At 57.8% G+C, this 23885-nt stretch carries 21 protein-coding genes; 14 read left to right on the plus strand and 7 right to left on the minus strand.

Annotated features, from left to right (window positions below):
* The first annotated feature begins 20 nt into the window (after nucleotides 1–20).
* Complete coding sequence (locus ABFV38_RS10275; protein WP_233099167.1) at nucleotides 21–476, plus strand: MarR family winged helix-turn-helix transcriptional regulator; 456 nt, start codon at nucleotides 21–23, stop codon at nucleotides 474–476.
* Between the two features lie 71 nt (nucleotides 477–547).
* Here the strand turns inward: ABFV38_RS10275 and ABFV38_RS10280 are convergent, their stop codons facing one another.
* Nucleotides 548–1219 carry an MgtC family protein gene (locus ABFV38_RS10280; RefSeq protein WP_045910420.1) on the minus strand — a complete coding sequence of 224 codons (672 nt, stop codon included), beginning with the start codon at nucleotides 1217–1219 and terminating at the stop codon, nucleotides 548–550.
* Between the two features lie 456 nt (nucleotides 1220–1675).
* On the opposite strand from ABFV38_RS10280, the gene ABFV38_RS10285 reads away from it, so the two are divergent.
* Complete coding sequence (locus tag ABFV38_RS10285; RefSeq protein WP_348959321.1) at nucleotides 1676–2881, plus strand: MFS transporter; 1206 nt, start codon at nucleotides 1676–1678, stop codon at nucleotides 2879–2881.
* 18 nt (nucleotides 2882–2899) lie between these two features.
* Here ABFV38_RS10285 and ABFV38_RS10290 read toward each other — a convergent pair whose 3' ends face one another.
* A complete protein-coding gene (locus ABFV38_RS10290) occupies nucleotides 2900–3889 on the minus strand; it encodes a 2-hydroxyacid dehydrogenase (RefSeq protein WP_028013015.1) in 990 nt (329 codons plus the stop codon).
* 326 nt (nucleotides 3890–4215) lie between these two features.
* On the opposite strand from ABFV38_RS10290, the gene ABFV38_RS10295 reads away from it, so the two are divergent.
* The 4 genes from ABFV38_RS10295 (at nucleotide 4216) to ABFV38_RS10310 (ending at nucleotide 7907) form a co-directional block, all read left to right on the plus strand.
* Nucleotides 4216–4539 (plus strand): hypothetical protein, encoded by a 324-nt coding sequence (locus tag ABFV38_RS10295; RefSeq protein WP_235402956.1) that lies wholly within the window; start codon nucleotides 4216–4218, stop codon nucleotides 4537–4539.
* A gap of 215 nt (nucleotides 4540–4754) precedes the next feature.
* Nucleotides 4755–7394, plus strand: coding sequence for a YdbH family protein (locus tag ABFV38_RS10300; RefSeq protein ID WP_235402958.1), 2640 nt, complete (start codon nucleotides 4755–4757; stop codon nucleotides 7392–7394).
* Entirely contained in the window at nucleotides 7391–7582 is a 192-nt protein-coding gene (locus ABFV38_RS10305) for a YnbE family lipoprotein (protein WP_008502388.1), read from the plus strand. The genes ABFV38_RS10300 and ABFV38_RS10305 overlap by 4 nt, the downstream gene beginning before the upstream one ends.
* 7 nt (nucleotides 7583–7589) lie before the next feature.
* A complete protein-coding gene (locus ABFV38_RS10310) occupies nucleotides 7590–7907 on the plus strand; it encodes a YdbL family protein (protein ID WP_048030652.1) in 318 nt (105 codons plus the stop codon).
* On the opposite strand, the gene feaR is transcribed toward ABFV38_RS10310, so the two are convergent.
* Nucleotides 7908–8816 (minus strand): transcriptional regulator FeaR, encoded by a 909-nt coding sequence (gene feaR / locus ABFV38_RS10315; RefSeq protein WP_045910621.1) that lies wholly within the window; start codon nucleotides 8814–8816, stop codon nucleotides 7908–7910.
* 241 nt (nucleotides 8817–9057) lie between these two features.
* Here feaR and ABFV38_RS10320 point away from each other — a divergent pair, with 241 nt between their 5' ends.
* The gene (locus ABFV38_RS10320; protein WP_048030651.1) at nucleotides 9058–10557 is read left to right on the plus strand and encodes an aldehyde dehydrogenase family protein; all 1500 of its coding nucleotides are present in this window, start codon (nucleotides 9058–9060) and stop codon (nucleotides 10555–10557) included.
* A 77-nt stretch (nucleotides 10558–10634) separates the two neighbouring features.
* Here the strand turns inward: ABFV38_RS10320 and ABFV38_RS10325 are convergent, their stop codons facing one another.
* The 4 genes from ABFV38_RS10325 to paaZ all read right to left on the minus strand — a co-directional run bounded on the left by ABFV38_RS10325 (nucleotide 10635) and on the right by paaZ (nucleotide 18478).
* Nucleotides 10635–11741: a GGDEF domain-containing protein gene (locus ABFV38_RS10325; RefSeq protein ID WP_262805551.1), complete on the minus strand. Its 1107-nt coding sequence runs from the start codon at nucleotides 11739–11741 to the stop codon at nucleotides 10635–10637.
* A 73-nt stretch (nucleotides 11742–11814) separates the two neighbouring features.
* Nucleotides 11815–13788 carry an alkyl sulfatase dimerization domain-containing protein gene (locus ABFV38_RS10330; protein WP_348959322.1) on the minus strand — a complete coding sequence of 658 codons (1974 nt, stop codon included), beginning with the start codon at nucleotides 13786–13788 and terminating at the stop codon, nucleotides 11815–11817.
* Between the two features lie 168 nt (nucleotides 13789–13956).
* Nucleotides 13957–16233 (minus strand): primary-amine oxidase, encoded by a 2277-nt coding sequence (gene tynA, locus ABFV38_RS10335; RefSeq protein WP_348959323.1) that lies wholly within the window; start codon nucleotides 16231–16233, stop codon nucleotides 13957–13959.
* Between the two features lie 205 nt (nucleotides 16234–16438).
* A complete protein-coding gene (gene paaZ, locus ABFV38_RS10340) occupies nucleotides 16439–18478 on the minus strand; it encodes a phenylacetic acid degradation bifunctional protein PaaZ (protein WP_348959324.1) in 2040 nt (679 codons plus the stop codon).
* Between the two features lie 284 nt (nucleotides 18479–18762).
* On the opposite strand from paaZ, the gene paaA reads away from it, so the two are divergent.
* The 7 genes from paaA to paaG are packed head-to-tail and all read left to right on the plus strand — an operon-like array spanning nucleotide 18763 to nucleotide 23885.
* The gene (gene paaA / locus ABFV38_RS10345) at nucleotides 18763–19692 is read left to right on the plus strand and encodes a 1,2-phenylacetyl-CoA epoxidase subunit PaaA (RefSeq protein ID WP_025911363.1); all 930 of its coding nucleotides are present in this window, start codon (nucleotides 18763–18765) and stop codon (nucleotides 19690–19692) included.
* Nucleotides 19693–19703: 11 nt separating this feature from the next.
* Nucleotides 19704–19991 carry a 1,2-phenylacetyl-CoA epoxidase subunit PaaB gene (gene paaB / locus ABFV38_RS10350; RefSeq protein WP_008502380.1) on the plus strand — a complete coding sequence of 96 codons (288 nt, stop codon included), beginning with the start codon at nucleotides 19704–19706 and terminating at the stop codon, nucleotides 19989–19991.
* 8 nt (nucleotides 19992–19999) lie between these two features.
* Nucleotides 20000–20746: a 1,2-phenylacetyl-CoA epoxidase subunit PaaC gene (paaC, locus tag ABFV38_RS10355; protein ID WP_348959325.1), complete on the plus strand. Its 747-nt coding sequence runs from the start codon at nucleotides 20000–20002 to the stop codon at nucleotides 20744–20746.
* Between the two features lie 11 nt (nucleotides 20747–20757).
* Complete coding sequence (paaD, locus tag ABFV38_RS10360; protein WP_348959326.1) at nucleotides 20758–21255, plus strand: 1,2-phenylacetyl-CoA epoxidase subunit PaaD; 498 nt, start codon at nucleotides 20758–20760, stop codon at nucleotides 21253–21255.
* Nucleotides 21256–21262: 7 nt separating this feature from the next.
* Nucleotides 21263–22333 carry a 1,2-phenylacetyl-CoA epoxidase subunit PaaE gene (gene paaE / locus ABFV38_RS10365; RefSeq protein WP_167213109.1) on the plus strand — a complete coding sequence of 357 codons (1071 nt, stop codon included), beginning with the start codon at nucleotides 21263–21265 and terminating at the stop codon, nucleotides 22331–22333.
* On the plus strand, nucleotides 22330–23097 hold the full coding sequence (gene paaF, locus ABFV38_RS10370; protein ID WP_348959327.1) for a 2,3-dehydroadipyl-CoA hydratase PaaF: 768 nt from the start codon (nucleotides 22330–22332) through the stop codon (nucleotides 23095–23097). The genes paaE and paaF overlap by 4 nt, the downstream gene beginning before the upstream one ends.
* The gene (gene paaG, locus ABFV38_RS10375) at nucleotides 23097–23885 is read left to right on the plus strand and encodes a 2-(1,2-epoxy-1,2-dihydrophenyl)acetyl-CoA isomerase PaaG (protein WP_348959413.1); all 789 of its coding nucleotides are present in this window, start codon (nucleotides 23097–23099) and stop codon (nucleotides 23883–23885) included. The genes paaF and paaG overlap by 1 nt, the downstream gene beginning before the upstream one ends.

Consider the following 23885-nt stretch of genomic DNA (forward strand, 5'->3'; position numbering starts at 1 on the left):
GCATTGAATGTCGAGATGAAATGATGAGCAACATTGATGTAACGTTGTTGAAGGCCATTCCGGAAGTCTGCCCGGCGTTTCAGGCGCGCGCTACTGCTCGGGCTATTACGCGCTATTACAACGCCTGCTTCAGACCGTTTGATCTGACCGCTGAGCAGTTCAGTCTGATAGTTGGCATCGGGGGTTCTCCTAATGAAACCGTTGCGGAACTCGCCGCCAGAGCAGGGGTGGATGCGACAACACTGAGTCGTAATATCCGTAGTCTGGAGTCCCGAGGCATTATTGGCTCTACTGGAGGGCGTGGACGTTCAGGAAAACGACTCATGTTGACGGGGGAAGGCTGGCGTCTGCTTGAACAGGTCATTCCGGTATGGCAATCCGCTAAGCAGGAATTGTCCCAACTTGTGGGCAGCGAGCAGCTTAGCCTCACGACGAAAATGATGAAAAGTCTTGCCAGAATCAGCGCTTCTCTATGACTCTCTCCGTGTCACTGCTCTTTTCTGCAAAACAGCAAAGCCTCAACCGGGCGCAATGCCCGGTATCGTATTCATATTGCGTGACAGCTTACGGAAGCCATAATTTTATTCCCGCCAATATTACCCATAATTAGCTCGAGTAATTTCCGGTATTCCTCACGGGTCATCACCTCGGCCCGTATTTCGGTTTTACCTTCTGCTTGCGCCGTATCGCAATAAATGGCTTTCAGGCTTAACGTCAACTCTTTCGCCATGTTGACAATATTCTGCCGCACCGCATCTTCATGCTCGTCATTACAGGTGATTTTCAGGACATAGCATTTTTCGCCTTCATGGAGCGCGGGCAGTTGATTAATCCGTTGCGCAGCTTCGCGAAGCAATATGTTGGCACAAAGGATAATCACGCTGGCCATACCGGCATTCCAGAATTGACCTAATCCGCATAGTACGCCAATTCCGGCCGAACACCACAGCGTCGCGGCGGTATTGAGACCCCGGATATTCATTCCCTCACGCATAATAACGCCTGCGCCAAGAAAACCTATGCCGGAGACAATCTGCGCTGCGATTCGCCCCGGGCTATCGGGTGAGGTCGAGAGGGAACTTAAAATAAACACGGCCGCGCCCGTCGCAACCAGTGCATTGGTACGAAGCCCCGCCATACGCTGGCGCCATTGTCTTTCCGCGCCGATAATTGCGCCCAGCAGCATCGCTGCGAGCAGATGAGAGATATAAGGGAACATCAGCCTGTCGCCTGTTAACAAGATTAAACGATAAGCGTCAGCGATTCACAAAGCACAGTATGACGCCATTAAAACGCAAAGCATGTCAGCGCGAGGGCGGTGGAAAGAGTGAATGATGAAACATGAACATCGCGATGCCCCAAAAATTTGGTCGTTCTTAATGTATTGGGATGCAATCACGTCAAGAGGATTGCTGCCCACCCTTAAGGTAAGCAGCGAGAAAATCGCGTCAGCTTACCTTCGTATCGACGATAAAATAACTTTCCAACGAAGGACTCCTGTGAAAATTTATTGCCAGTATAGTCAGGGCCGATTATGAGTAAAGTGAAAAAACAACGTCCGTTATGAATTGTTTAAGTTCGGAAGGCATCTTTTTTAAGACGTCATCTGATTTTCAAAAATACCCGGTATACTACATTTTCTTTTTTTCAGGCGATAACAGGCAAGGCAGGAAGTATGTCTCTTCGTTCGCTGCGGGCGCTATGCCTGACAAGTTTTTTCATTGCAGATGTCCGCGATGGCCTGGGGCCTTTTCTCGGTATTTTTCTGACCGAACGCCACTGGACCCCTGATGATATCGGCATCCTGATGACGGCCGGCGGGCTGGCGGGGTTACTGGCCACGCTGCCGGCGGGGTTCATCACCGACACCTCGCGCAACAAGCGTGCTGTACTCGCGCTGCTGTGCATTCTGATCACACTAAGTACGCTTCTGCTCTGGTTTAGCCAGCAGAGCGGCGTTGTCGCCGTGTCGCAAATCGTCACCGGTATCTGTGCGGCATTTGTCGGGCCGTTGATCGCCGGGATTACGCTGGGGTTGACCGGGCAGAGGGGCTTCAGCTCGCAGATGGGCAGAAACGAGGCGTTCAATCACGGCGGAAATTTTGTCACCGCGCTGATTGCGGGTGGCATTGCGTGGTACTGGGGCGTGGGCGGGATTTTCCTGCTGATGACCAGCACCACGCTGCTAACGCTGTGTGCGCTGCTTGCCATTCGCAACAGTGATATCGATAACGACGCGGCGCGCGGGCTGTCCTCTTCAGCGAGCCTGCCGGTCCCCGGTTTTGCCGTGCTGATGAAAAACCGGGCGCTGTTTGTGACCGGACTGACGCTGCTGCTGTTCCACCTGGCGAACGCCGCGCTGCTGCCGATGCTGAGCATGAGGGTTGCCGCGGCACCTGCCGCGATCAACCCCGGTTTGTATGCGGCCGGTACCGTCATCATCTCTCAGGCCGTGATGATCCCCGTCGCCATCTGGGCCTCGCGCCGGATCGAACACTATGGCTACTGGCGCTTGATTATGCTGGCGCTGCTGGTTATGCCGGTGCGCGCGGCGCTGGCGGCATCCACGGACGCGCCGTTAATGATGATCCCGGTACAAATTCTCGATGGCCTGGCCGCCGGGATCCTGGGAGTCGTCGTACCGTCGTTTATTGTGGTGCTGCTGCGTGGAAGCGGGCACGTCAATGCCGGGCAGAGTGTGGTGATGTTGATGCAGGGAGTAGGGGCATCCATGAGCCCGGCGTTAACAGGGACGATCGCCGGACATTACTCGTTTGCGACGGCATTCAGTGTCCTGAGCGCCATTGCCCTGGCCGCCGTTCTGCTCTGGTGGCGCGTTGCGCACCGGAGCTGGGAAACAAACGCGCCGGGTGAGGCTTAACCCCACCCGGCGTAGCACTTAAGCCAGCTCGTTAGGGCACGGTTCACCCTTTTCTAACTGCTGAAGGTTGCCCAGCGTGGTTTCCGAAATGCTGATCAGCGCTTCGGCAGTCAGAAACGCCTGATGTCCGGTAAACAGCACGTTATGGCAGGCAGAGAGGCGACGGAACACGTCGTCCTGGATGACATCATTAGACTTGTCTTCAAAGAACAGGTCGCGTTCGTTCTCATAGACGTCCATCCCCAGTGCGCCAATTTTCTGGGTCTTCAGCGCTTCGATAGCAGCCTGAGAATCAACCAGCCCGCCGCGGCTGGTGTTGATGATCATCACGCCATCTTTCATCTGGTCAAATGCCGCCTGGTTAAGCAGGTGGTAGTTTTCCGGCGTCAGCGGGCAGTGCAGGGAGATCACGTCGGACTGCGAGAACAGCGTCGGCAGGTCGACGTACTCCACGCCCAGATCCAGCGCTGCGGCGCTTGGGTACGGATCGAATGCCAGCAGACGCATGCCGAAGCCTTTCAGGATGCGCAGGGCAGCCACGCCAATTTTACCGGTGCCGATCACGCCCGCGGTTTTGCCGTACATGGTAAAGCCGGTCAGCCCTTCCAGCGAGAAGTTGGCGTCACGGGTGCGCTGATAAGCGCGGTGAATACGACGGTTGAGCGACATCATCATGCCAATCGCATGTTCCGCCACCGCTTCCGGGGAGTACGCCGGGACGCGCACCACCTTCAGACCCAGCTCTTTTGCCGCGTCGAGATCCACGTTGTTAAAGCCCGCGCAGCGCAGGGCGATGTACTTCACCCCCTGTTTTTTCAACTCTTCCAGCACCGGACGACTGCCATCATCGTTTACGAAAATGCAGACGCCTTCACAGCCGTGCGCCGTTTTAGCGGTTTTTTCGGACAGCAGAAAGTCGAAAAATTCAAGCTCAAACCCGTAAGCCTCGTTAACATGTTGCAGATACTTTTTGTCGTACTGCTTTGTGCTGTATACCGCGAGTTTCATAAGACTTTCTCCAGTGATTTTGCATTCACGTTAGCATGATTAAAATTATCTTACAATTTCTAAAATATTATTGAATTCAATAAGTTCTATCAATTATTCTAGAGCATATGTCCACCCTAACTCCATGATATTCTTGCTACGAGGAATCTTTGGCGTGAATCTGGTCAGGGCGTGTAGAGAAAAATGCAGTGGGTTGAGGATGCGAAAAAAGCCTGTCTGAATTACGTTAAAGAATGGCAAGAGGGTGTGAAAACTGCAATCCTTCTGGATGTGATGGGACGATATCAGGAACCGGGTGAGTTTCTGATAAAGAGGGAGAATGATGCATGTCGCAACAACTGGGGTTGTCCTTATCTCCGCCAATGCTGCCCGCTTTGTACTATTTCATTGTATCTATAGTAGTTTTTTTCTTGTTATATATCGGGAAACAGAAGATTAACCGGCTACGAAAATACCCACTGTTCATTGCCTATACGCTGTTTGTGATAGCCATTGCAGCCATCCAGATTAACGTTTTTGCCAACGGCTATGATTTTGTTCGCGGTTTTTTACATATCGATTTTGATCCCTGGCGGTACGACTCGGTGTACTGGGGGTTATTGATATTCGCAATGCTTTACCTGCTGGCAATGCCCAGGAACAGGTATTAATTACGCAGTTATTCCGGCTTCTTCGCCTGAAATTATGCGTAACCCACTGAATCTAAATTGTGTTCTTTAGGTTACGCATAGCAAAAAAGTTACCTCATACTATTTACAGCATCTATCCTTAATCTTGGCGTTAACTTCAACTCAACCGCTAAACATGCGACAATGATCGGCACTGCCGGCTTAATTCTTTCGCTAAATCAGGATATTAACTGCCCATGAAGGGTAAATACAAAGCCGCTCTTGCGCTTTTACTGCTGTTCATACTGTTGCCGCTGACGCTGCTGATGACGCTCGCCCAGTGGGTGCCGACGCTCGCTGGGATCTGGCTTCCCGTCGGGACGCGCATCGCTTTCGAAGAGAGCCCGAAACTGACTCGCCACGCGCTGGTGATCCCCGACCTTCGCTATCTGGTGGAAGACTGCGAAATTGCCCGTATCGATAACGTGACGCTGTCACATCCCAGCCGCTGGAAGCTGGATATCGGCGCGCTGGATCTTAACTCCGTTTGCCTGAGCAAAATTCCCCAGTCAGCGCCTTCAACGGTCGCCCCGAAAACGCTGGCGGAATGGCAGGCAGTATTACCCAATACCTGGCTCACGATTCACCGTCTGACGCTCTCTCCCTGGCAGCAGTGGCAGGGCGAGCTGCGTGCGTCGCTGACCCCGTCCAGTCAGGAGATCGCCTATAAAGGCGAGCAGGTCAGCATTAAAGGCACGCTTCGCGGTCAGACGCTCTCGGTCAGCCAGTTCGATGTTCAGCTCCCGGATCAGCCGCAGCCGATTAAGCTGGTGGGCGAGTTTACCTTGCCGCTGGTGCCGGACGGCGTGCCGGTGAAAGGCCACGCGGTGGCGACCTTTAACGTGCCACAGTTAACGTCTCTGGTCGATGCCGATCTCGACTGGGAAGACAATCAGGGACAGCTGGTGGTGATGGCGAGAGACAACCCCGAACCGCTTCTCGACCTGCCGTGGCAGATCACGGCGGAGCAGCTCAACATCAGCGACGGACGCTGGAACTGGGATCTCTCGGGTATGCCGCTGAGCGGGCGGGTGTCCCTTCGTGCCGACAACTGGCAGCAGGGGCTGGAGAAAGCCACGCTGACCGGACGACTGAACGTGTTGACGCAAGGCGATGCGGGGAAAGGCAACGCGGTACTGAATATCGGGCCCGGCAGGCTCAGTATGGAAAACAGCGACATGCCGCTGCATCTGAGCGGCGAGGCGAAGCAAAACGATCTCATTCTTTACGCCAAATTACCCGCAACACTGACCGGCAGCCTGTATGAACCGCAGCTGGCCTTTGAGCCGGGCGCGCTGCTCCGCTCGCGCGGACGCATCATTAACTCACTCGATATCGATGAAATCCGCTGGCCACTGGCGGGCGTGAAGCTCACCCAGAAGGGCGTGGACGGTCGTTTACAGGCGATTTTACGCGCCCATGAAAACGAGATGGGCGATTTTGAACTCCACCTGGACGGTCAGGCCAACGACTTTTTACCTGATAACGGCCTGTGGCAGTGGCGATACTGGGGGAAAGGCGGCTTTACGCCGATGCATGCCCGCTGGGATGTCGCCGGGAAAGGCGAGTGGCGCGACAACCTTATTGAGCTGACGGCGCTCTCCACCGGTTTTGACAAGCTCCAGTACGGCACGATGGAGGTCAGCAAGCCGCGTCTGGTGCTGGATCAGCCTGTACGCTGGTTGCGCGATGCCGAAAAACCGGCCTTCAGCGGTGCGCTGTCGCTGAAGGCCGGGCAAACCCGGTTCTCCGGCGGCAGCGTGTTGCCGCCATCGGTCCTGACCTTCAGCGTCGACGGCACCGACCCGACAATTTTTCAGTTTAAGGGTGACCTCCATGCGGACAACATCGGCCCGGTACAGGTCAACGGAAGGTGGGATGGCGTGCGCCTTCGCGGGCAGGCCTGGTGGCCGAAACAGTCCCTCACCGTATTCCAGCCGCTTATCCCGCCGGACTGGAAAATGACGCTGCGCGACGGTGAGCTTTATGCGCAGGTTGCCTTCTCGGCGGCGGCCGATCAGGGCTTTGAAGCGGGTGGGCACGGGGTACTGAAATCCGGCAGCGCCTGGATGCCGGACAACCAGATAAACGGCGTCGATTTTGTGCTGCCGTTCCGCTTCAGCGAGGGAACCTGGTCTCTGGGCACGCGCGGACCGGTCACGTTGCGCATAGGCGAAGTGGTAAACCTGGTGACCGCGCGCAACATTACCGCGGATTTACAGGGCGATTATCCCTGGACGGAGGACAATCCGCTGCTGCTCACCAACGTGAAGGTGGAAACCCTCGGCGGGAAAATCACCATGCAGCAGCTGCGGATGCCGCAGCACGATCCGGCCCTGCTGCGGGTAGACAATATCTCTTCGAGCGAGCTGATTAGCGCCGTCAATCCAAAACAGTTTGCCATGTCGGGGCCGGTCAGCGGGGCGCTGCCGTTCTGGCTGGACAACGAAAAATGGATCATTAAGGATGGCTGGCTGACTAACCCGGGCCCAATGACGCTGCGCATCGACAAAGATACGGCCGACGCCATCGTCAAAGACAATATGGTCGCGGGCGCCGCGATTAACTGGCTCCGCTATATGGAAATTTCGCGTTCGTGGACGAGAATCAATTTAGATAACCTGGGTGAATTAACCATGCAGGCGACCATCAAGGGGACCAGCCGGGTCGATGGCAAGAGCAGCTCCGTCAACCTGAACTATACCCATGACGAGAATGTCTTTACCCTCTGGCGCAGCCTGCGTTTTGGAGACAATCTGCAAACCTGGTTTGAGCAACACGCGGCGATACCCGGTCTCCGCAGTTCGACTGGCAAGGAAAGTGAGGAACAACAATGAAAAAGATGGCTGGTGCGCTCACCGTTGCCGTTGCCGCGCTACTGTCCGGCTGTACGCCGCGAATTGAAGTCGCTGCACCAAAGGAGCCGATTACCATCAATATGAATGTCAAAATCGAACATGAGATCCACATTAAGGTCGATAAAGACGTTGAAACTTTGCTGAAATCGCGCAGCGATCTGTTCTGAGGACGCCATGAAACGAGTTGCTTTGATTTTACTGGCGCTGGGGATGAACGTGCAGGCGGCTACGCTGACCCTAAATGACGCCCGGGCACAGGGGCGCGTGGGGGAAACCCTCAGCGGTTATCTTGCCCCGCTTCAACAGGACGCCGAAACGCTGGCGCTGGTTAATCGCATTAACGCGGCGCGCACGGAAAGCTACCAGAAGCTGGCTGACAGCAATAATTTGCCGGTCGATGAAGTGGCCAAAATGGCAGGGCAGAAACTGGTTGCCCGCGCGCAGCCGGGCGAGTACGTGAAGGGCATTAACGGAAAGTGGCTCAAAAAATAGCTAGCGGTAGCGCTTGCGGTATTCACCCGGCGAAACGCCAAAGCGCTGCTTAAACGCTGTTGAAAAATGGCTATGGTCGGTGAACCCCCAGCTGTAGCCAATGCCCGCCAGCTTTTCGTCATCACCGGCAGCACGCAGCACCTCCGCGCAGCGGTCCAGGCGGCGGTTTTTAATGTACTGTGCAACCACCAGCCCCTTCTCGGCAAACATGCGGTAAAGGCTGCGCACGGACATACCGCTTTCGGCGGCAATCCATTCCGGGCGCAGCGATTCAGACTGAATGTGGTCGTCAATCAGCGCCACCACATGCTGGAACTGGCGTTCCTTACGCGGCTGAATGATTTCGCGCTGCTGGAAAGCGGGGCGCAGCAGGCAGATCATCGCTTCGAGCGCCGCTTCGCTCTCCCGGTCACTCAGGCTGGTATTGCTCATACTCTCCATCAACAGGCGATGGCTCAGCTGGACCGTGGGCAGCGTGCGGGAAAGGGCGGTGGCGCAGCTTATCTCCTGAAAGCGGCACTGCTGCTCAATAATCTGACGGGGAACCAGGAGCGAAATCTGGCGGGATTTTTCCTGCCAGTTGATCGAGCAGGGGCGTGAGGCATCAATCAGCGTAATATCACCGGTTCTGAGTACCGCGCGACGGTCATCCTGCTCAATTTCCGCACTCCCTTCGAGCTGGAACACGGTATAGAACCAGGCGTCGTTACTCTGTTTGATCTCCTGACGGGAGCGGAACAGGTTGACGCCGCCAGCGGTGACGGTACTGAGCTTCAGGCTGCGCGCATAGCTGGTCTCCAGCTCGCCGTAGAATTTTCCCTCGGTGGGCTGCGCGTTAAAACGCCCGCAAACCTGGTTAATTTGCGCCAGCCACTGCTGATACTGTTCCTGCTCGCTTGCACACGCCATCGTTTCTCTCACTGCACCGTCAACGTTTTCGCATTGTTGCATTTGTGTTGCATTTTGTCAGAGCTATGAGGCTGACTATAGGAAAGAACACTCACCGGTAACAGCGATATAAGCGGCAATTATCGTGATTTGCGGAGCCTGTCACAGGTGGCAAAGCGAATGTCACAGAGACAAAAGCGAGAATGCTAAACCCCACTTAGACTGGATGAACACCCTGCGAAGAATAACGAAGGAGTATCCTATGTCTGAATCACTGGTAGCTATTCAGCCTGCCGTGCAGCAATTTTTAGACCGACAGCATGGCCTGTGGATTGAAGGGCGTCAGGCCGCATCGGACAGTGAAAAGCGGCTTAATGTCTACAACCCGGCCACGGGCGAGGTGATTTCCTCAACTGCCGATGCCAGCGTCGACGACGTTGATCGTGCCGTCATGTCCGGCTGGCGCGCCTTTGTGGCCCGTACCTGGGCCGGAAAACTCCCGGCGGAGCGCGAGCGGATCCTGCTCCATTTCGCCGATCTGGTGGAACAGCACAGTGAGGAGCTGGCCCAGCTTGAAACGCTGGAGCAGGGCAAATCCATCAACATCTCCCGTATGTTTGAAGTCAGCTGCACCCTGAACTGGATGCGCTATACCGCCGGGCTGACCACCAAAATTACGGGTAAGACCCTCGACCTCTCCATCCCGTTACCGCAGGGCGCCCGCTATCAGGCGTGGACGCGTAAAGAGCCGGTTGGCGTGGTGGCCGGGATTGTGCCCTGGAACTTCCCGCTGATGATCGGGATGTGGAAAGTGATGCCAGCGCTGGCCGCGGGCTGCTCTATTGTCATCAAGCCGTCAGAAACCACGCCGCTGACCATGCTGCGCGTGGCGGAACTGGCCAGTGAAGCGGGCATCCCGGACGGGGTGTTCAACGTGGTGACTGGCAGCGGTGCGGTGTGCGGCGCAGCGCTGACCTCGCATCCGCATATTGCAAAGGTGAGCTTCACCGGCTCAACGGCGACGGGTAAGCAAATCGCCCGCGCGGCGGCGGACACGCTCACCGGCGTGACCCTGGAGCTTGGCGGGAAAAACCCGGCAATTGTACTCAAGGATGCGGACCCGGCGTGGGTAATCGAAGGCCTGATGACCGGCAGCTTCCTGAACCAGGGGCAGGTGTGCGCGGCGAGCTCGCGTATCTATATTGAAGCACCGCTGTTTGACACGCTGGTCAGCGGGTTTGAACAGGCGGTGAAATCCCTCAGCGTCGGGCCGGGCATGTCGCCAGAGGCGTTTATCAACCCGCTGGTGTCGCGTGCGCACTGTGACAAGGTGCAGACCTTCCTCGATGAGGCGAAGTCGCGCAACGCGGAGCTGATTGTCGGTAACCGTGGGCCGGAAGGCAAAGGCTATTACGTTTCGCCTACGCTGGTGGTGAACCCGGATGCCTCGCTGCGCCTGACCCGCGAAGAGGTGTTTGGCCCGGTGGTCAACGTGGTGCGCGTCGCCGACGGGGAAGAGGCGCTCCAGCTGGCAAACGACAGCGACTATGGCCTGACGGCCAGCGTCTGGACGCAGAATATCAGCAAGGCGCTGGAATATACCGACCGGCTGCAGGCGGGCACCGTCTGGGTCAACAGCCATACGCTGATCGACGCCAACCTGCCGTTCGGCGGCATGAAGCAGTCCGGGACAGGGCGCGACTTTGGTCCGGACTGGCTGGACGGCTGGTGTGAAACCAAGTCGGTTTGCGTGCGGTATTAAAAAGCAAGCCGGGTGGCGGCTACGCCTTACCCGGCCTACAACGACTCGAACCGTAGGCCGGGTCACCCGGCTTTTATTTAGAGCGACCACCGATCCCGCCCGGCCTCTTTCGCACGATAAAGCGCCGCATCGGCGCGAGCGATGATCTCGGTGCCGGCCAGCCCCTCTGCCATGCTCGCAATCCCCATGCTTACGGTGACATGGTTGCTGACCGTGGAGGCGTCGTGCGGTATGGCTTCCGTACGCAGGCCGTCCTGAATACGCAGGGCAACCTTTTCCGCGATGTTTGCCGGGCAATTGAAGAGGATGACCACGAACTCCTCACCCCCATAGCGTGACACCACATCATCAGGTGTGCGCACCGACTGCTTCAGCACGCGCGCCACGCGGGTCAGACAGTCGTCGCCTGCCTGGTGCCCGTAGGTATCGTTGTAGCGCTTGAAGTAGTCGATATCCAGCATGATCACCGAGAAGGTTTTTTTCTGCTCAACCGCGTTCTCCAGCACTACCTCCATTTTCCGGCGATTGGCGGTCTTGGTTAACGGGTCCTGGTGCGCCAGCGCGTCCAGCCGTGATATCAGCAGCTGATTTTGCTGGTTACGTCGCCAGGCTTCGTCAAACCAGCTCAGCAGAATGAAACGCCCGCAGACCAGGATCAGCGTAAACACGCTCCAGATGATGATGAAGTGCAGGTTTAGGCCATCATTGCGTACCCAGCTTGCGACCGGCAGGGTGATCCAGAGCGGGAGCACGAAGGCGAGCAGCCCCTCAGGGTAAAAATAGAGCGCCGTTAACCCGGCGAGTAACAGAATGACGCACAGCGGCCAGACGTGGGGCAGCAGCAATTGCGTGATGAACCAGAAACAGGAGACCGACCAGATGGCGCTACAGATAAACAACACCACGCTGATTCCGGCGATACGCCGCCAGGCCATCAGGATCAGCGCAGCAGAGAGAATAATAATGCCGAGCATGGAGGCATCGACCATTCTCGTCAGCTGCGGCGAGTGGGGATAAAGGGGATCGCTGGCCTTAAGCAGGATGTGTCGCAGCAGGATCATCACCGCGAAACTGACGTTGACGAAAGCGAGCCACGGCAGGTTCATCGCCAGCCCATGCATGACCATGGCATGGCGCGTGGACCAGGTTGCCCGTTCCAGCGTCGGTTGTTTTCTTTTTTCCATTGACGTTTTCCACCCTGTCCTGGCCACACGTGAAGCAGGAAAGGGCGGCTAAACCGCCCTTATGCACACACCGTTACGGTGTCACAATGTTAAACCAGAAATCAAACTTGTCCATATAGCTAAGCATGGCATCAAGTTTAGCGCTGTCACCACTGATTTTAATATTTCCGCTGTCCTGAGCCTGTTTTAGCGTCATCTCCTTGAGGATTATTTTATTCAGGGTGTCGCGGTTCAGCGTCAGCGTCGCGTCAGCATCTTTCGCTTCAGCGTTCGCCGTGTGGTTCAGCACGCCGTTTTCCAGCTCGAGTTTGTACTTCCCGCCATCGCTGCCCAAATCAATGTTAAACACTGATTTAGCCTCACCGGCTTTCTGACCATTAATATGGACAGCCAGATAGTCGAAGAACATCTCAGGCGTCATTGCCCGTACCGTGTCCGGGCTGGCGGTATTCGGGGTTGGACCTTTCACCACGCCGTTACGCAACTCCTGCGCACCGGTCAGGTAGAAGTTACGCCACGGGCCGGATTCAGCCTGATAGCCAAGCTGTTCCAGCGCATCCGCCTCCAGGTTACGTGCCGCCTGGTTGTTTGGATCGGCAAAGACCACTTTACTCACCACCTGCGCCACCCAGCGGTAATTCCCCTGGTCGAAGTCAGTTTTCGCCTTGCTCAGAATGGCATCCGCGCCGCCCATATACTCCACGAATTTCTTCGCGCCTTCTTCCGGCGGCAGCTCATCCAGCGTCGCCGGGTTGCCGTCAAACCAGCCCAGATACAGCACGTAGGTGGCTTTTACGTCATGGCTCACCGAGCCGTAATAGCCGCGGTTAGCCCAGGTATGGGCCAGTGAGTCCGGGAGCGAGAAGTTAGCGGCGATTTCGTCGCGCGTCAGCCCTTCGTTAGCCATACGCAGCGTCTGGTCGTTGATGTAACGATAGAGGTCACGCTGGCTTTTCAGCAGCTTGACCACGTTTTCGTTGCCCCAGGTCGGCCAGTGGTGCTGTGCCATGATGATTTCGGCCTTATCACCCCAGCGCACAATCGCCTGGTTGATGTATTTTGACCACGGTAGCGGTTCCCGAATTTTGGCCCCGCGCAGCGAGTAAGTGTTATGCAGGGTGTGGGTAACGTCCTCTGCGGATTCAATGACTTTTTTCTCTTCGATATACCAGAGCATTTCCGATGGCGCTTCGGAGCCAGGCGCAAGCATAAAGTCGTAGGTCAGGCCGTCGATAACCTCTTTCTGCCCATCTTTCTCGATAATATTGGTCGGGGCTATCAGCGTCACCGTCCCGGCGGAGGTGGTCGTACCCAGGCCCGCGCCCACCTGACCTTTGGCATCTGGCTTCAGCAGGTTGCCATACATATAGCTGGCGCGGCGGCTCATCACGTTACCCGCCATGATATTCTCGGCAACGGCCGCTTCCATAAATCCGGCGGGGGCATAGACCTTCACTTTACCGGACTTCACGTCGGCTTCATCCACCACGCCGCGCACGCCGCCATAGTGGTCAACGTGGCTGTGGGTATAAATGATGGCGACGACCGGTTTTTTGCCGCGATTTTTAAAATAGAGATCCATCCCGACCTTCGCCGTTTCTGCCGACACCAGCGGATCAACCACGGTAATACCTTCTTTCCCTTCGATGATGGTCATATTCGACAGGTCAAGATTTCGAATTTGATAAATACCGTCGGTCACTTCAAACAGACCGCTGATATTAATCAGCTGAGATTGACGCCATAAACTTGGATTAACGGAATCCGGGGCTTTATCGCCTTCTTTAATAAAGGAATACTGTTGCGGGTTCCAGATGATATTGCCTTGTTCCCCTTTGATAATGTCCTGAGGAATCGGCGCAATAAAGCCTTTATGGGCGTCTGTGAAATCGGTGTTATCGGAGAAGGGAAGCTGATTAAACAGGGCGTTATTGGCCTGTTGCGTTGCGGCGGTGGCGTCCTTTTGGGCTTCTGCGGCATACGCGGAACTGACGGAAATAACAAGTCCTGCCAGAGCAAGACTCCTGACGATCAAATTGAATTTCATCCTAAACCTCTCAGTGGTGTATTACGTCGCTTGTGGAAACTTCGTGTCCTGGCTGAAAGTGGTTCAAGAAATGCAATGGGAATAAACGAGGTAGAAATAACTATAAGCGGGGAGAGATATTCAGCAAGTAAATAGATGAAAAACCGGGCATTGCGCCCGGTACGTTATTTATTTCGTTTCGTCTTTTTTCTTCCCGAGCGTTGGCGTCTCGTCGAAGAAGTTCCACGGTTTAAGCAGGGTATGCACCCATTCCGTTGGCATGATCGGCCACTCTTCCGCACGTGCCACGTGGGTGGTGCCGGTGGTCATCCAGACCACGTCATCCTGATCGTTGAGCGACTCGTTATCCTTGCTGTACTGCCCCAGGCCGGTGTCGTGCACGGAGCGGTTAGGGAATTTTCCTTCCGGGTAGAGCTCATCAGGATGGTAGCGGGTCACCCACAGCTGTTTGTCCATAAAGCTCAGGCGATGGTAAATCCACTCGTCAGGCGCAAATTTCGCGCCGGTTGCCACCGGGTGCGTGCCGCCCGCGTAAGGGATGATCTGGTACGAAACCGGGTTGCCCATGCGGTTCTCTTTACGGGTGTTGCTCAGCAGGCGAATCGTGCCCGGGTCGAACTTCTGCGCTGCCTGCTGCTCGGTATCAATATCATACTGATTGATCTGCATGGTGCTGGTGCGCGGGCCACCAGCGGTATTCGGCTTCACTTCCGGATCCATGGCCACCAGCTTGTTGTTGATACCATCCACGTCCATATCAAGACGGAAGTTGTAGATGTGCTGGTGCGTGGTGCCCACGATGTTGTGGTCGATCAGCGTACCGTATTTTGTATCGTCTTTGGCGGTGGCATCGTGCATGGTTTTCGCCTGCACGCCTTTCACCGCTTCGATACCCGTCGCACCGGCGTCAATGCCGATGGTGCCATTTTCATGGAACACCCAGTCGAAGATGTAATCGTAATTGCCCACGGTACTCACCCAGCGCACCACCAGTTCGCGGCGCTCGGTGCTGACGTTAGGCTGGCCCATCTCCTGATGCTTATATTCCGGGCCTGCGTAGCGTTCGAAAATGGCGATTGCGCGCGGGATCTCCATCGGCGCACCGGTGTAGTCCGGGATGGTTTCATTGAGCATCACCGCGTTGGACGGCACGTCTTTACCGCGCACCAGCGGCGAGGTCAGGGTGCCCATGCCGTAGTCGCCGGAATCAAGATAGGCCTTAAAGTACCAGCCCACATCTGGATCGCCGTAGGGGACGATCATGCCGCCGAGCGACCCCTGATACATAATCTGGCGTTTTTTGCCGTTGTCATTATAGGTGACGGTTGAAATCATCGGGCCGACGCGGGAGTCCAGGCTCAGGTGGAAGTCCCAGTTCTGCCAGTGCACCATATCGCCGGTAATGGTGTAGTTCTTGCCTTCCGGCTCAATGATGTCGAGCGGTTTTTTCGGCGTCTCTATACGGTCGCGGCCATCGTAGGGGCGCGGCGTCATCGGAACCGGAACAACGGCACCTTCCTCAATCTTCTGGATTTTCTTCTGCTCAAGATCGACCACGGCCACCAGGTTTTCAATCGGGTGCGCCCAGTAGTTGCCGTCGCCGACATCCAGATAGCTCACCACTTTCAGCAGGCGATCTTCCTGCTTCAGGCCATCTTTACCGTCGAAATAGCCGACGGTCAGCGGCGTGGTAATCACTTTTTTCGGGTCGGTGATGCCGTGTTTTTTAAGCACCTCGGCAAACTCCGTGCTGTCGTTGATGATCTGCTGTACCGCGGTGAAATCATCCAGCAGCACCATGCCGTGCGCATCTTTCACAGGCTCCCAGCGCAGGATTTTTTTATCCTTCAGATCCACCAGGCTTTCGATAACGTGCTTCCCATCGAGCATCACAATCTTTGCCTGACGCGGGGCATCCACAGCCGTACCGTTAAGCACAAAGTCCCACACTTTGGCTTTCTCTGGCTCAGCAAGGGCAATCTGGGTAAAGCGGGTATTCGGTTTAAAATCCGCTGAGGCTTTGACAATCTCAACGGCTTGCTTAATTTCGTCTGCCGTCAGCGCGTTTAGCGGGTGAGGGCGTTTTTCAACCTGGAAAGTCTGGTCAAGACCGGACTGGAAAACATCGTTGATGAAGCTGTCAGAGATAAAGGCTTTTTTGCCTTTCATCACCACCGGCACCTCGAGCTTGAGGGTTTTCCCGTTGACGATGGCGGTTTTAGCGCCCGGTTTGACCTTCACAAAGGCGCCGTCTTTCGCAATGGTGAACATCTGTGCGTAATCATCCCACTGAACGTCGGCGCCAAAGTCCTGCAGCGTTTTGTCCATCGGGACCATATGCGCCTCACTGCCGTGGGCGAAAACAGGGGATTGCCAGGCGCAACACAGCGCAACGGCCATAGCCAGCGCCGTTCTACGGGCAGAAAAAGAAGAATTGCTTCCCATCGTAGACCTCATCTTGTTGTGTTTATTGTGTTGTGACAGCCTTATCCTGACAGGCACCTGAGAAAAGCGTTTGCCTGCATCTGCCAGATTATTTGTCAGTCTTGCCAGGTTAAAAAAAGAGCGGGGCGATGTCACACCCCGGCTGGTCGTCGTAGGCCGGGTAAGCATCGCGCCACCCGGCAGGAAAGGCGGTGAAGGGAAGGTGTCAGAAATCCCCCTGCTGGCGCGCCACCAGCGTCAGGATGGAGTAGAGCGCCACGGCCTGCTGGTGCTGGTTGAAGATCTCAACCGCCCATTCCACCACGCCGGTTGGTTTTTCCTCGCCGGTACGCTGTTTCTTCAGCGTTTTACGCTTGCAGGTCAGACGCACCTGAATGGTATCGCCCGGTTTAACCGGCTCGATAAAGCGCAGGTTTTCCATGCCGTAGTTGGCGATCACCGGCCCGACGCCCGCATCAACAAACAGCCCTGCTGCGGCGGAAATCAGGAAGTAGCCGTGCACTACGCGCTCGCCAAAGATCGACTCTGCCGCGCCGATCTTGTCCATATGGGCGTAGAAGTGGTCGCCGCTCAGGCAGGCAAAGTTCACGATGTCCGCTTCCGTCAGGGTGCGGCGCGGCGTCAGCAGGCTGTCGCCCGGCTGCAGCTCCTCAAAGTATTTGCGGAACGGATGCACGCGATCTTCCTGCACCGTTGCGCCACGCACCCACTGTTTGCCGATGGCGGCCAGCATCGTCGGACTGCCCTGAATGGCGGTGCGCTGCAGGTAGTGCTTCACCGCACGCAGGCCGCCCAGCTCTTCGCCGCCGCCCGCGCGGCCCGGGCCGCCGTGCACCAGCTGTGGCAGCGGGGAACCGTGGCCGGTGGACTCTTTCGAGGCTTCCTCGTTGAGGATCTGAATACGCCCGTGGGCGCGCGCCGCGCCGAGAATAAACTGGCGGGCAATGTCCGGGTCTGCGGTAACCAGCGTGCCCGCCAGGCTGCCGCCGCCCGCGCGGGCAAGCTGCATTGCGTGGCGCGCGTTGCGATACGGCATCAGCGTCGCGACCGGGCCAAAAGCTTCGGTTGAGTGCACTGCCGGAGTTTCATCCGGCTGCGGGCAGAACAGCAGGGTCGGCGGGTAGAACGCGCCCGCGGCCTGCAAATCCGCTTTGCCACCCAGGCGGACCTGGCAGCCTGCGGCGATCAGTTGCTCCACTTTCTCCTGCACGTCCGCACGCTGTTCGGCGTTGACCAGCGCGCCCATCTTTACCCCTTCCTGAGCCGGGTCGCCCACCACTACCTTTTCCAGCCGGGCAACCAGCGCCTGGCTCACGGCGTCAATCTGGCTCTGCGGGACGATAATGCGGCGAATGGCCGTACATTTCTGCCCGGCTTTGGCGGTCATCTCGCGCACCACTTCCCGAATGAACAGGGCAAATTCCGGCTGCTCCGGCGTGACGTCTTCCCCCAGCACGCAGCAGTTCAGGGAGTCGGCTTCCATCGTGAACGGAATGGCATTCGCCACAATATTCGGGTGCACGCGCAGGCTTTGCCCGGTGCTGGCGGAGCCGGTAAAGGTCACCACGTCCTGACTGTCGAGCTGGTCGAGCAGATCCCCCGCGCCGCCGCAGATCAGACTGATGGCGCCGTCCGGCACCAGCCCGCTGTCGACGATGGATTTCACCATCGCCTGCGTCACCTGTGCGGTGGCGGTGGCGGGTTTGATGATGGCGGGCATGCCGGCAAGCCAGGTCGGGGCCAGTTTTTCCAGCATTCCCCAGCAGGGGAAGTTAAAGGCGTTGATGTGCACCGCCACCCCGGATTTGGAGGTCAGGACGTGACGCGCGGCAAAGCCGCCTTCTTTTGACAGCGGGATCAGCTCGTCTTCCGGCCACACGGTGTCATCCGGCAGCTCGCGGCTGCCCAGGCTTGCGTAAGTGAAGAGGGTGCCGATCCCGCCTTCGATATCGACCCAGCTGTCTGATTTTGTCGCCCCGGTCTGGGCGGACAGGGCATAAAACGTCTCTTTCTCGCTAAGCAGGTGCTTTGCCACCGCCTTCAGCATGGCCGCGCGTTCGATAAAGGTCATCTCGTGAAGCGCTTCGCCGCCGCGCTCAATCGCATAGCGACGGGCGGCCGCCATGTCCAGCCCTTCGCTGGTCACGCTCCACAGTGCTTCGCCACTGATGGCGTGATGAATAGTGCGTTCGCGGCCCCGGCCAGACTGCCAGGTACCGGATAAGAAGCTGGCTAACTGCTGCATCGCTTATCTCCAAATGTTACGTAATTTACCCATTAATAGTTTGATCATGAATCATAAAAATCAAGCTGAGTTTTAATGAATTGTTAACATTGTGATCCGCTCTGATGAAACGCGGCGCGCCAGGACGCTCTTTAGCGGGCCTGTAGTAAAAGCCTTGCGAGCATCGTCACATAATCAGGAAACAATTCTTGGGGTTATATTTAACCTTTGTGTAACTTTTAAAAAACAAAGTGATTCAACATTACGCTTTAATTTGCAAACTAACGAATCATAAAGGTGATGACGTGACGCAAGAACAACGGTTTGAGCAGCGCATAGCGCAGGAGACGGCGATTGAGCCTCAGGACTGGATGCCTGACGCCTACCGTAAGACGTTGATCCGCCAGATTGGCCAGCATGCGCACTCCGAAATTGTCGGCATGCTGCCGGAAGGGAACTGGATCACCCGCGCCCCGACGCTGCGCCGAAAAGCGATCCTGCTGGCGAAGGTGCAGGACGAAGCCGGACACGGGCTTTACCTCTACAGCGCGGCGGAAACGCTGGGCTGCGCGCGGGAAGACATCTACCAGAAGATGCTCGACGGCAAGATGAAATACTCCTCCATCTTCAACTATCCGACCCTGAGCTGGGCCGATATCGGCGTAATCGGCTGGCTGGTGGACGGTGCGGCCATCGTCAACCAGGTGGCGCTGTGCCGAACCTCCTACGGTCCGTATGCCCGCGCGATGGTGAAAATCTGTAAAGAAGAGAGCTTCCATCAGCGTCAGGGCTTTGAAGCCTGCATGGCGCTGGCGCAGGGCAGTGAAGCCCAGCGCCAGATGCTGCAGGACGCCATCAACCGCTTCTGGTGGCCCGCGCTGATGATGTTCGGGCCGAACGACGACAATTCGCCGAACAGCGCCCGCAGCCTGGCGTGGAAAATCAAACGCTTCGGCAACGACGAGCTGCGCCAGCGCTTTGTCGACAACACGGTGCCGCAGGTGGAGATGCTGGGCATGACGGTGCCCGATCCCGATCTGCGTTTTGATGAAGAGAGCGGTCATTATCGCTTCGGCGAGATCGACTGGCACGAGTTTGACGAGGTCATTAACGGGCGCGGCATCTGCAACCACGAACGCCTGGCCGCCAAACGTAAAGCCTGGGAAGAGGGGGCGTGGGTGCGGGAAGCCGCACTGGCGCACGCCGAAAAACAACACGCCCGCAAAGTGGCTTAAGAGGAATCACGATGAGCAATGTCTACTGGCCGCTGTACGAAGTGTTCGTACGCAGCAAACAAGGGTTATCCCACCGTCACGTGGGCAGTCTGCATGCCGCCGACGATCGCATGGCGCTGGAAAATGCGCGTGATGCCTACACCCGCCGCAGCGAAGGCTGTTCTATCTGGGTGGTTAAGGCGAGCGAGATTGTCGCCTCCCAGCCGGAAGAGCGCGGCGAATTCTTCGACCCGGCGGAAAGCAAGGTTTACCGCCATCCGACGTTCTACACCATTCCTGACGGCATCGAGCATATGTGAGGCAAAGAATGAATTCAGTGACTGCCTATGCCCTGCGTCTGGGCGACAACGGTCTGGTGCTTTCTCAGCGTCTCGGCGCCTGGTGCGGCCACGCGCCGGAGCTGGAGATCGATCTCGCGCTCGCCAATATCGGTCTCGACCTGCTGGGACAGGCGCGCAATTTTCTGACCTATGCCGCGGAATTAGAAGGCCAGGGCGATGAAGACACGCTGGCGTTTGGCCGCGACGAGCGCCAGTTCCGTAATGTGCTGCTGGTGGAGCTGCCGAACGGCAGCTTCGCCGACACGATTGCCCGCCAGTACCTGATGGATGCCTGGAACGTGGCGCTGTATGAACGCCTGACCCAAAGCCGCGACGGCCAGCTTGCCGCCATTGCCGCCAAAGCGATTAAAGAGGCGCGCTACCACCTGCGCTTCAGCCGCGGCTGGCTGGTGCGTCTGGGCGACGGGACCGAAACGTCCGCGCAAAAAATGCAGCAGGCCATCGACAACCTGTGGCGTTTTACGGCCGAGCTGTTTGAAGCCGATGACGTCGAACGGGAGTTGATTGAGTCCGGCGTGGCGGTTGACCCGCGCCTTCTGCGCCAGCCGTGGGAAAGCGAAGTGTATGCCGGTCTGAATGAAGCCTGCCTGCAGGTGCCCGCCGAGGTGGCGTACCGCACCGGGGGCAAGCAGGGGCTGCATACCGAACATCTGGGCCCGATGCTGGCGGAAATGCAGTATCTCCAGCGCGCGTATCCCGGTCAGCAGTGGTAAAGGAGAACGCTATGCAACGCCTCGTCGACATCGCGCCCGCGCAAATCCCGCAGATCTGGGCGCTGCTCAGCCAGATCCCGGACCCGGAAGTGCCGGTGTTAACCATCACCGATTTAGGCATGGTGCGCAGCGTGAAGGCGCAGGGGGAAGGCTGGGTCATTGGCTTTACGCCGACCTACTCGGGTTGTCCGGCGACGGAACACCTGTTGGGGGCGATCCGCGAGGCGATGACCACGCACGGCTTTACTCCGGTGCACATTGTGCTCCAGCTTGAACCCGCTTGGACCACCGACTGGATGACCCCCGACGCGCGTGAGCGCCTGCGGGCGTACGGCATCAGTCCGCCGGTGGGGCATAGCTGTCACGCGCACACGCCGGTGGAGGTGAGCTGTCCGCGCTGCGCCAGCACCGACACCTCGCTTATCAGTGAATTTGGCTCGACGGCCTGCAAAGCGCTCTACCGCTGCAATTCCTGCCGTGAGCCCTTCGACTATTTCAAATGTATTTGAGGCTGCCATGACAACGTTTCATTCATTAACAGTGGCAAAAGTGGAACCCGAAACCCGCGACGCGGTGACCATTACCTTTGCGGTGCCGCAGGCGCTGCAGGAGGCTTACCGCTTTCGTCCCGGCCAGCACCTGACGTTAAAAACGACGCTTGGCGGAGACGAGCTGCGCCGCTGCTACTCCATCTGCCGGAGTACCGCTCCGGGCGAAATCAGCGTGGCAGTCAAAGCCATCGACGGCGGGCGCTTCTCCCGCTATGCCCGGGATGAGATCAAAGCGGGCATGGCGCTGGAGGTGATGGTTCCTCAGGGGCAGTTTGGCTACCAGCCACAGGCCGAACGCGAAGGCCACTACCTGGCGATTGCGGCAGGCTCCGGGATCACCCCGATGCTGGCGATTATCTCCGCGACGCTTGCGACCGAACCCAACAGCCATTTCACCCTGATCTACGGCAACCGCAGCAGCCAGAGCATGATGTTCCGCCAGGCGCTGGCGGACCTGAAAGACAAATACCCGCAGCGGCTGCAGCTGGTCTCCATCTTCAGCCAGGAGCGGCTGGACAGCGATCTGCTCTATGGCCGCATCGACGGGGAAAAACTGCAGGCACTGGCGAAAACCCTGATCAACTTTCGCCAGTATGACGAGGCCTTTATCTGCGGCCCGTCGGCGATGATGGATGACGCGGAAGCCACGCTGAAGGCGCTGGGGATGCCGGACAAATCCATTCACCTTGAGCGCTTTAACACCTCCGGAATCACCGTTAAGCGCGCGGCGCACGTGCAGGCGGGCGGACAGAAAGTGACCGTTCGCCAGGACGGGCGCGACCGTGAAATTACCCTGACGGCGGACGACGAAAGCATTCTTGATGCCGCCCTGCGTCAGGGGGCAGATCTGCCGTATGCCTGCAAGGGCGGCGTCTGCGCCACCTGCAAATGCAAAGTGCTGCGCGGGAAGGTGGACATGGCGACCAACTACAGCCTGGAGCCGGACGAGCTGGCCGCCGGGTATGTGCTGAGCTGCCAGTCATTACCGTTAACCGCCGACGTGATCGTCGACTTCGACGCGAAGGGGATGGCATGAGCGAGCTGACTGTTACCCGTCATGGCCGCGTGCTGCAGCTGACGCTAAACCGTCCGGCGGCGCGCAACGCCCTCAACAACGCGCTGTTGACCCAGCTTGCGGAACAGCTTGAGGCCGCCGCTGTGGATGCCGACATCACCGTCTGCGTGATTTACGGCAACGAGCGCTGTTTTGCCGCCGGGGCCGATCTCAATGAGATGGCGGAGAAAGACCTGCCTGCCACCCTGAACGATATTCGCCCGCAGCTGTGGGCGCGTATCAACGCTTTTCCTAAACCGCTGATCGCCGCCGTGAACGGCTTCGCGCTGGGCGCGGGCTGCGAGCTGGCGCTGCTGTGCGACGTGGTGATTGCCGGTGACAACGCCCGTTTCGGCCTGCCGGAAATCACGCTCGGCATCATGCCCGGCGCGGGCGGCACCCAGCGTCTCATCCGCTGCGTCGGGAAATCGCTCGCCAGCAAAATGGTGCTGACCGGCGAGAGCATTTCCGCCGAGCAGGCGCTGAACGCCGGGCTGGTGAGCGATGTTTTCCCGGCGGCGCTGACGCTGGAGTATGCCCTGAAGCAGGCGGCCCTGATGGCGCGCCACTCGCCGCTGGCGCTGCAGGCGGCCAAACAGGCGCTGAGGCAGTCACAGGAGGTGCCGCTCCAGGCCGGTCTGGCTCAGGAGCGCCAGCTGTTTACGCTGCTTTCCGCCACTGAAGACCGCCGGGAAGGCATCGACGCCTTCTTACAAAAACGCACCCCCGACTTTAAAGGACGCTAATTGTGGAATTTATTCTCAGTCATGTAGAACAGGGCGTGATGACCATTACGCTGAACCGTCCGGAGCGTCTGAACAGCTTTAACGACGTGATGCACCAGCAGCTGGCTGAGTGCCTGAAACAGGCCGAGCGCGATGACACTATCCGCTGCCTGCTGATCACCGGGGCTGGACGCGGCTTCTGTGCCGGTCAGGACCTGAATGACCGCAACGTCGACCCCAACGGCCCGGCGCCGGATCTGGGCATGTCCGTTGAAACCTTCTACAACCCGCTGGTGCGCCGCCTGGCAAAGCTGCCGAAGCCGGTCATCTGTGCCGTTAACGGCGTGGCGGCGGGCGCGGGCGCCACGCTGGCGCTCGGGTGCGACATGGTGATTGCGGCGCGCTCCGCCAGCTTTGTGATGGCCTTCAGCAAGCTCGGCCTGGTGCCGGACTGCGGTGGCACCTGGCTGCTGCCGCGCGTGGCCGGGCGCGCCCGCGCCATGGGGCTGGCGCTGCTCGGGGACAAACTCAGCGCCGAACAGGCGCAGGCGTGGGGCATGATCTGGCAGGTGGTCGATGACGAGCAGCTCTCCACCACGGCACAGCAGATGGCCCTGCATTTTGCGTCTCAGCCGACCTTCGGCCTGGGGCTGATCAAGCAGGCGATCAACGCTGCGGAAACCAATACTCTGGACGCTCAGCTCGATCTCGAGCGCGACTTTCAGCGCCTGGCCGGGCGCAGCGACGATTACCGCGAGGGCGTCAGCGCCTTCCTGGCGAAGCGCGCGCCGAACTTTACGGGGAAATAA

It is taken from the genome of Enterobacter cloacae complex sp. Mu1197 (assembly GCF_040059225.1).
In the GTDB taxonomy this organism is placed as follows: Bacteria; Pseudomonadota; Gammaproteobacteria; order Enterobacterales; family Enterobacteriaceae; genus Enterobacter; species Enterobacter quasiroggenkampii.

Excerpts from the sequence above, each read along its gene's own strand:
- ABFV38_RS10320 (WP_048030651.1), top strand. The coding sequence starts at position 9,058 with ATGTCTGAATCACTGGTAGCTATTCAGCCTGCCGTGCAGCAATTTTTA.
- ABFV38_RS10290 (WP_028013015.1), bottom strand. The coding sequence starts at position 3,889 with ATGAAACTCGCGGTATACAGCACAAAGCAGTACGACAAAAAGTATCTG.
- feaR (WP_045910621.1), bottom strand. The coding sequence starts at position 8,816 with ATGGCGTGTGCAAGCGAGCAGGAACAGTATCAGCAGTGGCTGGCGCAA.
- paaC (WP_348959325.1), top strand. The coding sequence starts at position 20,000 with ATGAATTCAGTGACTGCCTATGCCCTGCGTCTGGGCGACAACGGTCTG.
- paaZ (WP_348959324.1), bottom strand. The coding sequence starts at position 18,478 with ATGCAGCAGTTAGCCAGCTTCTTATCCGGTACCTGGCAGTCTGGCCGG.
- tynA (WP_348959323.1), bottom strand. The coding sequence starts at position 16,233 with ATGGGAAGCAATTCTTCTTTTTCTGCCCGTAGAACGGCGCTGGCTATG.
- ABFV38_RS10300 (WP_235402958.1), top strand. The coding sequence starts at position 4,755 with ATGAAGGGTAAATACAAAGCCGCTCTTGCGCTTTTACTGCTGTTCATA.
- ABFV38_RS10325 (WP_262805551.1), bottom strand. The coding sequence starts at position 11,741 with ATGGAAAAAAGAAAACAACCGACGCTGGAACGGGCAACCTGGTCCACG.
- paaF (WP_348959327.1), top strand. The coding sequence starts at position 22,330 with ATGAGCGAGCTGACTGTTACCCGTCATGGCCGCGTGCTGCAGCTGACG.
- paaB (WP_008502380.1), top strand. The coding sequence starts at position 19,704 with ATGAGCAATGTCTACTGGCCGCTGTACGAAGTGTTCGTACGCAGCAAA.
- paaD (WP_348959326.1), top strand. The coding sequence starts at position 20,758 with ATGCAACGCCTCGTCGACATCGCGCCCGCGCAAATCCCGCAGATCTGG.
- ABFV38_RS10285 (WP_348959321.1), top strand. The coding sequence starts at position 1,676 with ATGTCTCTTCGTTCGCTGCGGGCGCTATGCCTGACAAGTTTTTTCATT.
- paaE (WP_167213109.1), top strand. The coding sequence starts at position 21,263 with ATGACAACGTTTCATTCATTAACAGTGGCAAAAGTGGAACCCGAAACC.
- ABFV38_RS10280 (WP_045910420.1), bottom strand. The coding sequence starts at position 1,219 with ATGTTCCCTTATATCTCTCATCTGCTCGCAGCGATGCTGCTGGGCGCA.
- ABFV38_RS10275 (WP_233099167.1), top strand. The coding sequence starts at position 21 with ATGATGAGCAACATTGATGTAACGTTGTTGAAGGCCATTCCGGAAGTC.
- ABFV38_RS10305 (WP_008502388.1), top strand. The coding sequence starts at position 7,391 with ATGAAAAAGATGGCTGGTGCGCTCACCGTTGCCGTTGCCGCGCTACTG.
- ABFV38_RS10295 (WP_235402956.1), top strand. The coding sequence starts at position 4,216 with ATGTCGCAACAACTGGGGTTGTCCTTATCTCCGCCAATGCTGCCCGCT.
- ABFV38_RS10310 (WP_048030652.1), top strand. The coding sequence starts at position 7,590 with ATGAAACGAGTTGCTTTGATTTTACTGGCGCTGGGGATGAACGTGCAG.
- ABFV38_RS10330 (WP_348959322.1), bottom strand. The coding sequence starts at position 13,788 with ATGAAATTCAATTTGATCGTCAGGAGTCTTGCTCTGGCAGGACTTGTT.